13 protein-coding genes are annotated in these 14,300 nt (G+C 64.9%); 9 read left to right on the top strand and 4 right to left on the bottom strand.

What is annotated here, in order from left to right; genetic code table 11:
- Positions 1 to 5 precede the first annotated feature (5 nt).
- A complete protein-coding gene (locus AB0O48_RS05955; RefSeq protein WP_365063455.1) occupies positions 6 to 662 on the top strand; it encodes a TetR family transcriptional regulator in 657 nt (218 codons plus the stop codon).
- Between the two features lie 69 nt (positions 663 to 731).
- Positions 732 to 1,226, top strand: coding sequence for a hypothetical protein (locus AB0O48_RS05950; RefSeq protein ID WP_365063452.1), 495 nt, complete (start codon positions 732 to 734; stop codon positions 1,224 to 1,226).
- A 33-nt stretch (positions 1,227 to 1,259) separates the two neighbouring features.
- Here the strand turns inward: AB0O48_RS05950 and AB0O48_RS05945 are convergent, their stop codons facing one another.
- The gene (locus AB0O48_RS05945; protein WP_365063449.1) at positions 1,260 to 2,885 is read right to left on the bottom strand and encodes a carboxylesterase family protein; all 1,626 of its coding nucleotides are present in this window, start codon (positions 2,883 to 2,885) and stop codon (positions 1,260 to 1,262) included.
- A gap of 180 nt (positions 2,886 to 3,065) precedes the next feature.
- On the opposite strand from AB0O48_RS05945, the gene AB0O48_RS05940 reads away from it, so the two are divergent.
- Entirely contained in the window at positions 3,066 to 4,010 is a 945-nt protein-coding gene (locus AB0O48_RS05940) for a TetR/AcrR family transcriptional regulator C-terminal domain-containing protein (RefSeq protein WP_357255546.1), read from the top strand.
- A gap of 124 nt (positions 4,011 to 4,134) precedes the next feature.
- A complete protein-coding gene (locus AB0O48_RS05935; RefSeq protein WP_365063445.1) occupies positions 4,135 to 5,262 on the top strand; it encodes an ice-binding family protein in 1,128 nt (375 codons plus the stop codon).
- On the opposite strand, the gene AB0O48_RS05930 is transcribed toward AB0O48_RS05935, so the two are convergent.
- Together AB0O48_RS05930 and AB0O48_RS05925 are read right to left on the bottom strand one after the other, a co-directional pair.
- Positions 5,229 to 6,347, bottom strand: coding sequence for an NYN domain-containing protein (locus AB0O48_RS05930; protein ID WP_357255551.1), 1,119 nt, complete (start codon positions 6,345 to 6,347; stop codon positions 5,229 to 5,231). The genes AB0O48_RS05935 and AB0O48_RS05930 overlap by 34 nt on opposite strands.
- A complete protein-coding gene (locus tag AB0O48_RS05925; RefSeq protein ID WP_357255553.1) occupies positions 6,344 to 6,961 on the bottom strand; it encodes a hypothetical protein in 618 nt (205 codons plus the stop codon). The genes AB0O48_RS05930 and AB0O48_RS05925 overlap by 4 nt, the downstream gene beginning before the upstream one ends.
- Positions 6,962 to 7,111: 150 nt before the next feature.
- Here AB0O48_RS05925 and AB0O48_RS05920 point away from each other — a divergent pair, with 150 nt between their 5' ends.
- From AB0O48_RS05920 to AB0O48_RS05910, 3 genes are all read left to right on the top strand, one after another.
- Positions 7,112 to 7,576 carry an SUKH-4 family immunity protein gene (locus AB0O48_RS05920; protein ID WP_357255555.1) on the top strand — a complete coding sequence of 155 codons (465 nt, stop codon included), beginning with the start codon at positions 7,112 to 7,114 and terminating at the stop codon, positions 7,574 to 7,576.
- 745 nt (positions 7,577 to 8,321) lie between these two features.
- Positions 8,322 to 9,824 (top strand): RNA-directed DNA polymerase, encoded by a 1,503-nt coding sequence (locus AB0O48_RS05915; protein WP_365063441.1) that lies wholly within the window; start codon positions 8,322 to 8,324, stop codon positions 9,822 to 9,824.
- Positions 9,821 to 10,309, top strand: a complete 489-nt coding sequence (locus AB0O48_RS05910) for an SLATT domain-containing protein (RefSeq protein ID WP_365063438.1) — start codon at positions 9,821 to 9,823, stop codon at positions 10,307 to 10,309. The genes AB0O48_RS05915 and AB0O48_RS05910 overlap by 4 nt, the downstream gene beginning before the upstream one ends.
- A gap of 230 nt (positions 10,310 to 10,539) precedes the next feature.
- Here the strand turns inward: AB0O48_RS05910 and AB0O48_RS05905 are convergent, their stop codons facing one another.
- Positions 10,540 to 12,039 carry a hypothetical protein gene (locus AB0O48_RS05905; RefSeq protein WP_365063434.1) on the bottom strand — a complete coding sequence of 500 codons (1,500 nt, stop codon included), beginning with the start codon at positions 12,037 to 12,039 and terminating at the stop codon, positions 10,540 to 10,542.
- A 271-nt stretch (positions 12,040 to 12,310) separates the two neighbouring features.
- Between AB0O48_RS05905 and AB0O48_RS05900 the strand changes: the two genes are divergently transcribed.
- Together AB0O48_RS05900 and AB0O48_RS05895 are read left to right on the top strand one after the other, a co-directional pair.
- On the top strand, positions 12,311 to 13,180 hold the full coding sequence (locus tag AB0O48_RS05900) for a YDG/SRA domain-containing protein (RefSeq protein ID WP_365063430.1): 870 nt from the start codon (positions 12,311 to 12,313) through the stop codon (positions 13,178 to 13,180).
- 588 nt (positions 13,181 to 13,768) lie between these two features.
- Entirely contained in the window at positions 13,769 to 14,182 is a 414-nt protein-coding gene (locus AB0O48_RS05895) for a hypothetical protein (RefSeq protein WP_365063428.1), read from the top strand.
- The last annotated feature ends 118 nt before the right edge of the window (positions 14,183 to 14,300 follow it).

The raw sequence follows: 14,300 nt of genomic DNA, 5'->3' as shown, positions 1-14,300 counted from the left end.
GGTGCGTGGCTGACGGACTACGTGAACGTACGCGACGCGCGGTTCGCGCAGAGCTCGCCCGGGTGGCACTGGACCTGTTCGCGGAACGCGGGTTCGACGAGACAACGGTCGACGAGATCGCCCAGGCCGCCGGGCTGACCAAACGGAGCTTCTTCCGCTACTTCCCGGCGAAAGAAGACGCCGTGTTCGGCGGGGTGGACGTCACCGGCGAACAGGTCGTCGACGACATCCGCGCACGGCCCGCCGACGAGGACCCGTGGCAGTCCCTGCACCAGGTGCTACGCCAGTGGGAGCAGCAGATCCACACGTCCGAGCAGGCGCTGACGAGCCTCCGCTTGATCGAATCGACCCCGTCGCTGCGTGCCCGGTTGCACCAGAAACGGGCACAGTGGCGCCGACACGTCAGCGACGCGCTGCGCGATCGACCGGGCGTACAGCTGGACTCGTTCGACGCGGAACTACTCACCAACGCCGCGGCTGCGGCCCTCGACACGGTTTCGCAGGAATGGCTGCGGTCCGACGGCACCGCCGACCGGGCTGCGCTACTGGACCACGCCTTCGCATTCCTGCGCCCGGCGGCCACCAGCCGTGGACAGAACGCCGGCCCATTCGAGACACATCCCGCAGGCCGCTCAGAAATACGGGGACCGGCAGCAACCTGAGCGCTCCCGTCCCGTTGGGGACTGGGGGATTCCATGAAATTGCGACAATTTGCGTTTATTGCCACGTTGATGACGGCTGCCTCGATCGCTGGCAGCGGAGTGCCGCCGACCGGGCCGATCCCGGACGGCCGGCCCGCCGGCAACGTGGAGATCATCGACCTGAACGGCCTGCGTAACATCGAGTTCGGTGACACCGAGGAGGAACTGACCCGACGCGGCATCCTGCTGACCAATCTGGACGCCTGCGGGCCGACGCTCGCCGGCCACGACACGGTCAGTCCGGTCTTCGTAGAGGACAAACTGGTGTTGCTCTGGGTCGGTGACCCGATGCGGACACCGGAGGGCATCACCGCGGGTTCGCCCATCGGCCAGGTCTGGACCCGGTACCCGCAGGTCACCCGACTGCGTGCTCCACAGGGGACACACCGCCTGGACGGGCTGCTCGCCCGCAGCGGCGACCGCGCGTACCTCTTCCTGCACGACGGCCGCACGGTCCGAAAGACCATCGCCGGGTACGCCGACTGGGCCCGCCGCCTCTTCGAGGAGGGTGCAGGCCCATGCTGACCGCTGCCGGTCACACGCGTCCGGGCGACGGCGTCAGCGCAACGACCGCCAGAAGTCGTACGAGTGGGCGGCGGCGAAGCTCGTCGTGCCCGATGCCCCGCCATCGGCGAACACCCGCACGTACGGGGCGGCAGCGTGCAGTCGGGGCCAACCGGCCCGGCCCGTCCGGGCGAAGTCGCTCCAGACCCGGACCATGTCGTCGGCGAGCCGCTGCTGAGCCGGCGTGAGCGCCTCGGCGTAGTCGACAGCGAACAGGTACGGCAGTTCCGCGCAGTGGTACGCGCCGGTGGGGAAGGTCGACTCGGGTCCCTCGGCGAAGAACGGCGCGTCGTCGTCGGCGAACTCGTACAGGTACGTCGGCACGCGTCGGGCGAAGGCCAACGCCGCGGAGTAGATCGGTTCGGCGTAGTCGTGATCGGTCAGCACGGCACCCAACGTCTCGCTGGGGAACTGCGTGCCCCTGCGGGGATAACGGGCCAGCACCTCCTCCGCGCGGTCACCGAACATGCCGCGTACCTGGTCCCGGTACTGGTCGTCGGTGAGCGGGCACGACTCGGCCTCATCCCCCGGCTGCGGCTCCGACCCAGGCTCTGGCTCCGGGCAGTTCAGTCCGCTGCGCTCCATGCCCCACACCACGAGGCGGGACTCGTCCCGGTTCATCCCGGTCAGCACCGGCACCGGATGCAGTCTGCCGGCGGCCAGCGCGGCGGCCGGGTCCACCGGCAACGTGCGGCCGTCGACGACCGGGCCGAGGTCGACACCGGCACCCGGGTAGCCGGCCGTCGCGACCAACCGGCCGGGGTCCCGCCCGCGCAGGCAGGTGGCGACCGTAGCCGCGTCGGTGCAGCCGATGTTCTGGGCGAACTCCTCAGCCGCCCTGGCCGCCTCGGCCCGGGTCTGGATCGGGTTGGCGCACGAGTTGCTCTGCAGGATCGCGCGATGGAACAGGCCGGCGGAGCTCGGTGCGGCGAGGTGTGCGCAGACGCTTGTCGCCCCGGCGGACTGGCCGAACAGGGTCACGTTGCCCGGGTCGCCCCCGAATGCGGCCGCGTTGTGCCGCACCCACCGCAGTGCGGCCTGCTGATCCTGCAAGCCGAAGTTGCCGGTGACGCGATCGGGGCCAGCCAGCGCCGGATGGGCCAGGAACCCGAGCGCGCCGAGCCGGTAGTTCACGGTGACCACCACGACGTCACCGTCGGCGGCCAGTCGCTGCCCGTCGTACACGTCTCCCCTGCCGAACCGGAAGTCCCCGCCGTGCAGCCACACCATGACCGGTCGGGGCGTCCGCGCGGCGGTACGCGGGGTCGTGACGTTCAGGTGGAGGCAGTCCTCGGCCACCGAGGCACGGTCCATCGGCAGCCCTTGCAGTTGGGCGCAGGCAGCACCGGGCCTCGTCGCGTCGCGGACGCCGGTCCAGACCGGACCCGGCTGCGGTGCAGCCCAGCGCAGCGCCCCCAGCGGCGCACGGGCGTACGGGATGCCCTGGAACGACAGGTGTCTCGCCGCGACGGTGCCGCGTACCGCGCCCTGATCGGTTCGGACGACGGCCGCGCTCCGGCGGTCGTCGGCCGCCGCGGCCGGGCCGACGGCCAGCGCCGGCGCGAGGAGCGCGACCGCGCTCAGCACGACGGCCCATCGGGGGTACGGGATCCTGGTCATGGCTCTCCTCCAAGTCGAAGCCGGTACGGCGTACGAGCCGTTGCGCTGAGCCTGCCGATCCGTTCATCGTTCGCCCAGAGAGCTCTAGTGCGCCGAGCCACACGACCGCTGATCATCGACGGGGACGACCGTCGGCGCTCTAGTGCGCTACGGTCACTGGCGACCGCGGGGAGGCGCGCCGTGACCGAGTTCGACGAGTCCACTCCGCCCTACCTGCGCATCGTCGGAGAGTTACGGCGGCGTATCACCGCCGGCGAGCTGAGCCCCGGTGACCGGGTGCCGTCGACCCGCCAGATCGTCCGGGAGTGGGGGGTCGCCATGGCGACCGCCAGCCGGGCGCTCACCCTGCTCCGTCAGGAGGCGCTGGTCCGGGCGGTGCCCGGCGTCGGCATGGTGGTGACCGGCCCCGAATCGACGCCGGCTGGTCGGGGCGCGCGGGTCGACGCACGCCAGCGTCCGGCCCGAGGGGTGACCCGCGACCAGGTGGTACGCACCGCCACCGAGATCGCCGACGCCGAGGGGTTGGCCGGGCTGAGCATGCGCCGGATCGCCACCGAGCTGGACGTGCCGACGATGTCGCTGTATCGGCAGGTGCGGGGCAAGGAGCAGCTTCTGCTGCTGATGGCGGACGCCGCTTTCGCCGCCCACCGTCTGCCCCGGACGCTCCCGGCCGGGTGGCGGGCCCAGTTGGAGGTGCTCTGCCGGCTCCAGTGGTCGATCTACCGCCGGCATCCCTGGCTGGCCCAGGTGATCTCGGTGACCCGTCCGCTGATGGCGCCACACGCCGTCGCGCACACCGAGTGGGCTCTGCGCGCCCTCGCCGGGTACGGCCTGGACCAGCACACCCAGCTCCACCTGGTGGCCACTCTGGCCAATCACGTACGCGGCACGGCGGTCAACCTGCAACAGGGGGCCGAGGCGCAACAGGACACCGGTCTGACCGACGACGAGTGGATGGTGACGCAGGCCGAGGTGTTTGCCGGCCTGCTCACCGCCGGCGAGTTCCCGCACCTGGCGCGGCTGTCCCGTTCGGAGATCGACCTCAACGCCGACAGCCTCTTCGAGTTCGGTCTACAGCGCCTGCTCGACGGGATGGCAGAGCTCCTCGAACACCGACCGATTTAGTCCATTTTGTAGAAGTTCATGCCAATATGGGGCGCTAGAGGCTTTCAACCGTCGAGTGTCCTGAGGAAACATGGCGACCTGCGGCATCACGGACGCGTCCCACAAGATCACCGGGATGTCCCGAGTGGCTACTGCTCTGACCCTGGTCAGTGCGATCACCATCCTGGCCGTGCTGGCCGTCCCACGCAGCGCGAGCGCTGCGGAGCCGCCGGTGCCGCTGGGCGCCGCCGCCACCTTCGCGGTCCTCGCCGGCACCACGATCACCAGCACCGGGCTCAGCGAGGTCAACGGTGACATCGGGGTCAGCCCGGGTACCGCGGTCACCGGTTTCCCTCCCGGCCAGCTCAACGGGTCCCTGCACGCCAACGACGCAGTCGCCGTGGCTGGTCAGAGTGATCTGGCCATCGCGTACAACGACGCCGTCTCGCGAACGACCACCGACGTCGTCTCGGACCAGCTCGGTGGGACCACCAAGACCACCGGGGTGTACGAATCAGTGGCGGGCACCTTCGACATCACCGGTGACCTGACCCTCGACGCGGAGGGTGACCCGAACGCCGTCTTCATCTTCAAGACCACCACCACGCTCATCACGGGTGCGGCGAGCATGGTGAACCTGGTCAACGGCGCCCAGGCGTGCAACGTCTTCTGGCAGGTCGGCAGCTCCGCCACGCTCGGCGCCAACTCCACGCTCCGCGGCAACCTGCTGGCCTTCACCTCGATCACCGTGGGCGCGGCGCTCGAGGTGGACGGCCGAACCCTCGCCATCAACGGCGCGGTCACCATGGACACCGCCACGATCACCCGCTCGACCTGCGCGGTACCCGGGGATCTGTCGGTCAGCGCGCCGACGACAGCCGATCTGGGCAGCGCCAGCCTCGGCGGAGTCGTGTCCGGCAACCTGGGCCCGGTCACGGTGACGGACGAGCGCCTGCTGTCCGCGCCGACCTGGACCGCGACCGTCGTCGCGACGAACTTCGTCACCGGCGGCATCCCGGTCCACACGATCTCCAACGCCAACGTCTCCTACTGGTCGGGGCCCGCCACCTCGACCAGCGGTATCGGCACCTTCACCTCGGGCCAGCCCACCGCCGGTGACGCGGAGATCATCAATGTCGAACGGACCGCGTTCACCCTGACCAACGGCATCGGCAACAACGCAGCGACCTGGGACCCCGTCGTCTCGGTCCAGATCCCGCTGACCGCCGTCGCGGGCGCCTACTCCGGAACCGTGACGTTCTCGGTCGCCTGAACGGCCGCCCCGGACGGGACAGACCCGACCAGTTCGTGGCCCTGGCCGCAGCGGCGGCAGGCTCCACGTCGGCGCAGGTGGTAGGCGATGGTGGCGACGCCGAGCCCGATCCCCCACGCGATCCAGAAGAGGCTCGGGACGTGCATGGCCCAGGTGCCCCGGGCTTCGGGCGTCCAGAGGAACATCAGTCCAGCCGGGATGATCGTTACCGCGACGATCGACGCTGGGATGACGGCGAGGGCGGGTGGAACGCGTCTGCCGGCCCGGAACCAGATCCAGCGGGGATACACCTCGCCCCACCGTGCCACCAGACCATGGGTGAGCACCCCACCCACCGCCGACGCCACAGCGCAGCCCAGCCCGACCGCAAGCATCCCTGGCGTTTCCCGCATCATCCGCAGGAAGTCCGCGGGGACGCCGAGCGGATAACCGAGGGCCCAGGCGATCCTGGTGATCTCGTAGGGCAGCGGGGCGAGGCAGGCGACCACGACGCCCCACCGTCCCCACCGCAGCAGAGTCTGCCGGGACGGCCCGTCACCGGCCCCGTGGCGGCGGCCGCAGTGGACACAGGCGCCCCGGACCCGCCGACGGTAGGCGACGGTCGCGGCGGCCCACAGCAGACCACCGACAAAGATGATGATCAGGTTCGTCCGGTGCCAGTAGAGGATGTCACCAATTCCGCCCTGGTCGCCGGGCACGCCGGTGAAGGCGAAGACCAGCAGCAGCGGCGCGAACGCCACCAGAACGATCAGGGTGTAGTCGGGAATGATCAGGACCAGCCCGCCCGCCATGAGCCATCCGAAGACAGCCAGCCCCACGGACAGGCGACCGGGCCGGGCACGTCGCGTCATCACCAGCGCGATGACCGCGCCAGCCAGCCCGAGTACGGCGATGACCGGTGCGACGACCTCGACGCGACTGCCCTCCAGGACGGACCCCGACACGCGCTCCGGATCGATCGGCGCGAAGGGGAACCCGTCCCCACCGGCCCACCAGTACAACCCCAACGCGCCGTACACGAGCGAGAAGGCCGTGGCCGCGTAACCGGACCACGTCGGCCAGTGCGCCCACAAACGCCAGATCACGGTTGCGACCGTTCCTGGCGCTCCACCGGGAGATCGTCGGCACCCGCTCGGCTCGGCGCGGCGGCATGGACGACAAATCCGCCCGCGAGAACCGGGTACCGAGGCCTCGGTGCCGATTCCGGAGGAAGGTCTGTCTCCGGGTCGACGCAGCCGGTGGGCGGTCGCTCGCTCCCATTCGTCGCCTGCGCGTCGACGATCTGATCCGGCCCTCTTCCCCCGTCAATGATCTTCACGTAGAAGCCGTGGTTCTTGGCGCTGCCCTGGCCCTCCGGGACGATCGCGGTGAATATCGCGACGTTTCCGGTGACCCGCAGGCACGTCACGTCGGCCCGTCCCTGCGCTGCCAGCGTGCCGTCCGCCCGCTCGTGCCGGTACAGGAACTGACCGTGCGCCGACTCGTCGAGGGTCGTCACCGCGTAGACGCCGAACCAGATCCGGTGTCCGACCGTGTTGGGCTCGTCGTACACGAAATGCCCTATCCCGGCGACGGACGACCGCCCGGCGGCGGCGCTTGTCGCCTTGGGCGGTTGGGCCTGGGCGACAGTGGGTGCCACCCCCACCCCCACCGCCGCGACCGCCGCCAATGTCGTCGCACGCAAACCCGATCCGAACATGTCGCTCCTGCCTGACCATCCGTCGCTGACGCCTTCCAGCATCACCAGACGCCGGTGCGGCCGAATCCCTCAGGCGAGCCAGCCGCGTCCCCCCAGCAAGGGAGCCGGCGCGGCTGGCCGGCGCTCGATAGATTGCCTTCCATGGCATCCTTGGACGAACTCGACGGGTGGGATTCGCTGTCGCCGGAGCTGCGCGAACGGCTGGCCGGCGTCGACCTGCCAGAGGCGCTGCGGCTCGACGAATATGACCTCTTTCTCCTCGGCCCGGCTCTCACCATGCGGGAGGGAATGGTGCGGTTCGGATACGCCACCGACGGGTTGGGGGGCGAATTCTTTCTCGATCCAGGCACGGGTGCGGTGCTGGTCGTCGACGAAATCCCGTCACAGACGTTCGTGAACTCGTCGCTTGAGTTGTATGCCCGCTCGTCACGCCTGGTCGCCAGCCTTGCGCCCGCGATCGTCGGTGGCGACCCGGACCGCTGGGAAGACGCCAAGAAGGAGATGCGGCGGGTCATCGAGGAGTGGGATGCGCCGGCGATGATCGGGGACAACTACTGGGACTTCATCTCGTGGGAGATCGCCGGCGGCAACTACGCCGACCAGTCGGAGCTCTGAACTGGCGCAACCTACCGAAAACGCCCGGTTGACCCTCGCGGATCAACCGGGCGTTTCTGCACTACAGAGCGGTGGCGGAGGGATTTGAACCCTCGGAGGGCGTTAACCCTCACACGCTTTCGAGGTCTGAGATTTACCGTTCAGCCTGTGTCGGGATGGTCCGTGACCAGGACCGCGCGTACCCGACGGGACTCGGACAGTCGCCCGCGAACGACCGTGGACGAGACCAAAACTGAGACCACGCGTGCCGGGAAGAGGACGCGCTCCACATCTGCGGGTGGATGTTCGACGGGTACATGCAGGAGGTGCGCGCAGGCTGCGTGACGCTAGTCGTGCTACGCCTCGACGCCCAGTAGGCCCGTTCCGGAGCCCTTCGGACGGCGAAGGGCACGGCGGGCACCGACTCCGGGAGCCCTTAGCACGCAGGTTATGGCGGGCGTACGCCGAGATCCGCGAGAGCTCACCTGCTGCGACCGTGCGCCTCGCACGCTTTCCAAGTCTGCTCGGCGCTGTTTCATTACCACCCACCCCGGGTTCCCTGGCTCGGGTTGCGGAGCGTCGCCAACCGGGGCCATGCCCTGCCGGACGGGTGCGAATGAGACGACTTCTGAGACAACTGGCAGAGACATCGACGGCTAGGCTGCTGGCTTGGACCCTGCATCCCTCTGTCAGGATCGCCGCCCGATGTCCAGCGCGGTCGTCAACCTGGCTATGAGTCTCCGGAGTTCGGAATAATATGTCCTCAGTGGAACGGGCTGTCGCCGAAAACTTGGATCTTGCGTGGTCCCAGATCGGCGTCGGCGGGGGGGACCTTGACCTTCCGGATCCAATTGCGTTCGCCGATGTGGACGCTGCGTGGCCAGTCTTTAGGGACGAAACTATACGAAAAATACGCGATGACGAGTACCAGCCCACGCAGGTCGAGATTGTCGACGTGCCCAAGAATCAGCTTATGGTACGCCCTTTAGCGCGCTTGCAGTTGCGTCATCGACTCGTTTATGACGCTGCCATATACGGACTGGCAAACACAATCGCGCCTCTAATCCCTCAAGCTGTCTACAGCTCTCGTTGGTGGCGGAATCAACGCCGGTTTTTGGCTCCTACCACCAGCTGGATTCAAATGCAAAGAGATGCCAAGCAGTTCCATAAAAATCATCCCACTTGGCTCTTGGCGCGGACGGACATTAGTTCGTTCTATGAATATATTGACGTTGGGAAGCTGATCGACGATCTCGTCTCCCTGGATTCACCCGCATGGGCGTCCAGCGTTCTGAATGGATTCTTATCGGCCTTCAACAACCTAAACAACGTATCTGGCATTCCGCAGGGCCCGGATTCATCAGGACTCTTGGCGAATCTCTATCTCCGGCCAGTTGACCTACAGCTTAGGGATCTTGGTTTCACTCATTACCGGTACTCCGATGATATCCTAATCTTTGGTCGCGACTGGTTGACGTTGCGAGACTCGATTCTTAAAGTCAATCGCACTCTCCGCGGACGGCGGCTCATTCTGTCCTCAGGAAAGACCCGGATTATTGACAGACATTCTGTCCCTGCCGAATTCGAAGATATAGAAAAAGATGCGATCTCTTACGGGGTTCGCGTTGGCCTGCCCGGAGCAGTTGATGAATTGAAGGATTTTTTTAGCCGCACCATATCTAAGGAGCCTGTCTCTCCCAGAGACTTGCGCTACAGTCTCACTCAGCTCAAAAGGGTAAGGGATTCTTATGGCGTCGGCTGGCTGCTCTCTAACATAGGAGAGATCCCGCATCTTACGAGAGAAGCGCTGTCCTACCTCAGTCACTTTCACGCCGAGCGTGCCGAAATTGGGGACGTAGTGGCTGACTCACTGACGAATAGCAAACTGGCATTCTACCCTTATGCTCAGCAACATATCTTGATCTACCTAATTTTCCATGGCGTTGCCAAGCCAGCAGCGATAGATGCGGCCTGGAAGCTGCTTATCGATCGTAATGTCGCTAGTTTTGTTCGCGAGTTTGCTGCTCGATTCCTTGGGCGCCATTCACACCTGGGAGACGGGGCACGTTTGCGTCAAGAGTTCGACCAGGAGCCTGACATGAGAGTCCGGCGAGCACTTCTCGTGGCTTGTTATGAAGCTAGGCACTGCTCGAACCACTTCCTAACTTCTATAGAGAGTTCCGCGCCCAAGTTACGTATCACTGCCCGATACCTGAAGACCAATCCGGATCAAATCCCGCTGCCCTCTTTTCATGGAGTGACTAAGTGAGTGAGAGAGAATCCCCATACGTGCGGGAGCTAGATAGACTCTACGAGGACGCAAGCTACTCTGCTCAAACCTATTTCGAGGCGGCTAAGTCTGCCGAGGCTTGGGGTAAGTCGATGGTTTTTGGCCCGGCCCTTGCAAGTGCCCTTGCTTCGTTCCTAGTTGCCTTGGGTGAGTCTAAGCAATGGGGCGCGGTAGGTGCGGTCGCTGGCGCTATCGCGGCCACCGCTGCCTTTCTTGGTGCCGATCGGAAGGCTAATTCCCTCAAGGATACGGCTCGGAAGTATACGGCCCTACGGCATTCTGCCCGGCTGGAGAAGGAGCTTTCTGCAAGTCGAAGTGACGATGACCTCGATGCAGTGGTCCGCGGGCTGCGAGAGCAGTACAGCCTCATCGTTTCGACCAATGAGGTAGTAGCTAGCCGATTTTTCAAGAAGGCTCACACGCGCATTGGTGCGGGCGTATTGAAGTACGAAGTAGATGATTGATTAAGCTACGGAGGCGAACGCTTTCCCAGAACCTCGCAGGTCTCGCGACCACACCCATGCTGACGCCTCGGACACCACGGCCGAGGTCAGCCGGCGCCAGCGCGAGAGCTGCTTTCCCAGGACGGCGACCGGATCTAGCCTCGCCCGAAGCCGAAGCGACGCTGGCTGCACCGCTACTTGCGGGCACTTACGCGAACGAGGTCCTGAAAGATCGGCTGCGGCGACTTCTCTTATTCGTCATCAAACAATCCGAGCTCGCGCATCCGAAGTCGACTCAGGTCCAAGTCGTGTGGGAATCTCGGCCGAACGGTGAGCCTGGCGCCAGCGAAGCTCACGTCACACCCTTCAGAGAATCTCGCACTTCGGAAATCAACGTCACCAGCATTGAAGTTGCAATTCTCGAAAGAGACACGCCCGTCGTTGAACTCGACGCGATCAAAGGAGACCTTAGACCCTGCGAACTTGACAGTCTCGAACGACACGTCGGCGCCGTCAAAGCAGCCAGAGTCGAAGCGCACAGACCCCTCGTTAAAGGAGGCCGGCTGCCACACTGGAAAGGATATTCCCACGATCTCATCAGTCTCGTAGAAGTGAACTTTGCCGGCCTTGAAATGCGCACACTCGAAAGAAAGGCTGGAGCCAGGCTCCAATACTTCTACCCCGAATTCAACTTCGGCGCCGCTAAATATTGTGCTTTCAAAGTCTAGGAACCCACCCTTGAGATAAACGTTCATCCCAATATTGCCCGATCGGAATTCCGAGGCCGCGAACGAGACAGCGGCTCCAGGCATGACTACGGCTCCGTCAAATAGAACCTCCGCTCCGGAGAACGAAGCTCCCCGAAAAGTGGTGTAGCCGCCCTCGAATACAGCCCTAGCGAAGGAGACACGGCCACCAATGAATTGGGCCCCCTCAAAGTTCCCGCCATCGAAAACCACACTACTCAGGTCGAAATTGCATCCGCGCCACGATTTTGCCTCGGGGCCCACCTCCCGCAGCCGGTCACCTATTAAACGAATGACTGTATGCCGGACCTCGCGCTGCTCCTTCGCCTCATGAACACCCTTAAGACCTTCGTGGTCAACGGAGACTGCCGCGTGGGGCCGCACTTCACGAACGGGCTGATAGGGCATACGGAGGTAAGCGCAGAGGACGTCGATGCAAGTCTGCCGACCATCATTCCAGTCATCCGCAAGGCCTGCCATTGCATAGGCGCCAGCCAACCTTATCGCAGCTTTTTCCGAGCCTAGCTGCTCCGACGCATTGGTGAAGCGCTCGTTGAAGAGTCGGGTTTCACTACGCGTGTGTTCACTTTTCGCTCGCTCCTCCGCAGCCCTTGCCAGAGAGCTTGCTAGTTCGGCGCGGACGTCGGCAGCGTGATTAAGCTTATGGCCAAACTCTGCTAGTTCGTTGGCATGCTCAGCAACGCGCTGCCGCCGGTAGGCAACGACCAGGGCCGCCACACCGCCGATCCCGGCCACAACGGCGAAGACTAGCTTCAGTAGATCGAAGAGCGTGCGAGCGCTAACTGTTCCATCACGCCGTATGGCAGGGAATCCCGCATACCAAAGAGCCCCAACAAAGAGGACCAAGACAGCAATCGCAGCGATGCTTATTGCGAGACTGATCGATCGCTTGAGGGACCATAGCTTGAGCTCGGGTATGCCAGCATCCTCGGGCGAGGGCAGGGCGGTAGGTTGGCTGGCGGTTGAGCGGCCGGCGGGGGACATGTCCACAACTTACGTTCTTATCGCACGCAAGCCACCTGCTCCACCCTGCACGAACCCGGCGCGCTCCTCGCTGTCTGGGTTCGGCGTCAACACATCAGGCGATCCGGCTCGTGCGGCCCACTCGCTACCTGTCAGGACCTCCTGATGGACGCTCATCCTGAATGGCAGCATGCACCTGCGGGTCCGGGGCGGGACCGCAGCTTAGGTCTTCTCGGCCACCCTGGCGCCTTGCCGCCCCGCGGGCGTCGGCCCCTTGCCCTATCGTGCCGCCATGGCTTCCGACCGAATCTATGGCGAGATCCCTGGCTACCCGCCTGGCTCAACCTTCAAGAACCGGGATGAGCTAGCGGGTTCTGGTGTGCACCGGCCCAATCAGGCGGGCATCTGCGGCGGCAAAGACGGCGCTGAGTCAATCGTGGTCTCGGGCGGCTACGTGGACGATGAGGACTACGGCACCGAGGTCGTCTATACAGGTCAGGGTGGCAATGACCCGGCCACCAAGCGACAGATCGCTGACCAGCAGCTAACCCGGGGCAACCTCGGACTCGCACGGAGCCAGATCGACGGCAACCCGGTCCGCGTGGTCAGGGGTGCCGGCGGAGACCCGAAGTACTCCCCTAAGTTCGGTCTCCGCTACGACGGACTGTTCCGCGTAGTGGACCACTGGCGCGATACCGGCAAGGACGGCTTCCAAATCTGGCGTTACCGCCTGGTCACGCTTGACAACGCCGACCCGCCGCCCGTCGTCCCCGGCGCTGCTGGCGAGCCGGCCGCACGCACCGAAGCAACGATCCAACGCTTGGTTAGAAGTACGGCTGTCGCCAACAGGGTGAAGCGCCTGCACGGATACCAGTGCCAGGCCTGCGGCATCCAGCTGGCGACGCCAGCTGGCCCATACGCCGAAGCAGCGCACATACGTGCGCTGGGGAAGCCACACAACGGCCCTGACGTGGCGAGCAACGTCCTGTGCCTATGCCCCAACGATCACCTGCTCTTCGATACCGGAGCAATCTATGTGGACGCCGACGGGGCTGTCAGGCAGTCAGGGACAGCTGCTGAACTAGGTGAGCTGCGGCTTGTGGCGGGACACCTCGTGGACTGGGCGCAGCTGGCCTACCACCGGGAGCACCACAAGCCGTAGGCCCTACACACTTTTCCAACTCTGTCGCCGCACGTCCGCGGAGAGCCGTACCCGTACCGAGCGTGGGGTTGGCTGGGGACGCAGTGCAGCCAGCGGCGCTAGCAGGCAGCTCATGGCCTTGGGAGCAGGGGTAGGGGCACGAGGAGCTACGCCGTCAGTTAGAAGCGTTTAGAAGCGTTCGGGGACCTTCTAGATGTCGCTGTCAGAGCAAGTCGGCCCGACTTGGAGGATCAAGCCCGACAGATTAACTCGACAGCCAAAGGCGCCAAGGGTGCCAAGAGCGCCAAGGGTGCCATGGTTGCCACGGTTGCCAGGCTTGCCACGGTTGCCAACCCGTCAGTCCGGTCAGACCGGACAGCAGAGAAACCTACGAAACCTACGAAACCTACAACTTCGCCGGTCCCCGGAGCTTGCCGACCGTCGGAAGCGAGGGTTGAGGAGACAGCCGCGTCAGTTGCGCCAGTAACGCCAGGAGCGACACACGACACGCGGTCAGCGTTCCAACGCTCATACCTGTCGTTCAAGCGTGCTATTGTGCCCTCTGGCTCCACGGTGGAGCTTTCGGTAGCGCGGAACGGGAGGTGGGCTTTGCCGAACTTCGAGGTATTTACGAAGCGGATGGTCCCGCTCGTCAAGCAAGCCGCTGTGACGATCCAAAAGCGCGGCACCCTGTCTGTTAACCGCGCGGCGTTCGCGGCGTTGGGCGAGCCCGAAGCTGTCGAGTTGCTGTACGACGCGAAGGAAAAAATCGTCGGCCTTCGCTCTGTTTCTCGGGAAACCGAACATGCGTACCCAATCCGAGCGCAAGGGCAGAAGGATGATGGTCCCTATCTCGTAGCCGGGACCGCTTTCACGAAGTACTACAGCATCGACACTGCGGTTTCTAAGCGCTGGAACGCCGAAATGGTAGGCGACGTCCTTTGCCTAGACCTTAAGAAGCCCGGCACAGTGGTCACCAGCAACAGAGGGCCAAAGCGGGCCGAAGAGGGCGCGGCAGACTAATGACTTTAAGGGCGCAAGCGGGTCGAACGGCCCCAACTGGTGCCTGAAAGGCGGTGGCTCCCTGCGGGAACAGGGAGCCACCGAGCAACCTCTCTCAAGCGAACCCCTAGCTAGGATC

It is taken from the genome of Micromonospora sp. NPDC085948 (genome assembly GCF_040686315.1).
Taxonomy (GTDB): Bacteria; Actinomycetota; Actinomycetes; order Mycobacteriales; family Micromonosporaceae; genus Micromonospora.
This window is presented reverse-complemented; position numbering and strand designations above follow the sequence as displayed.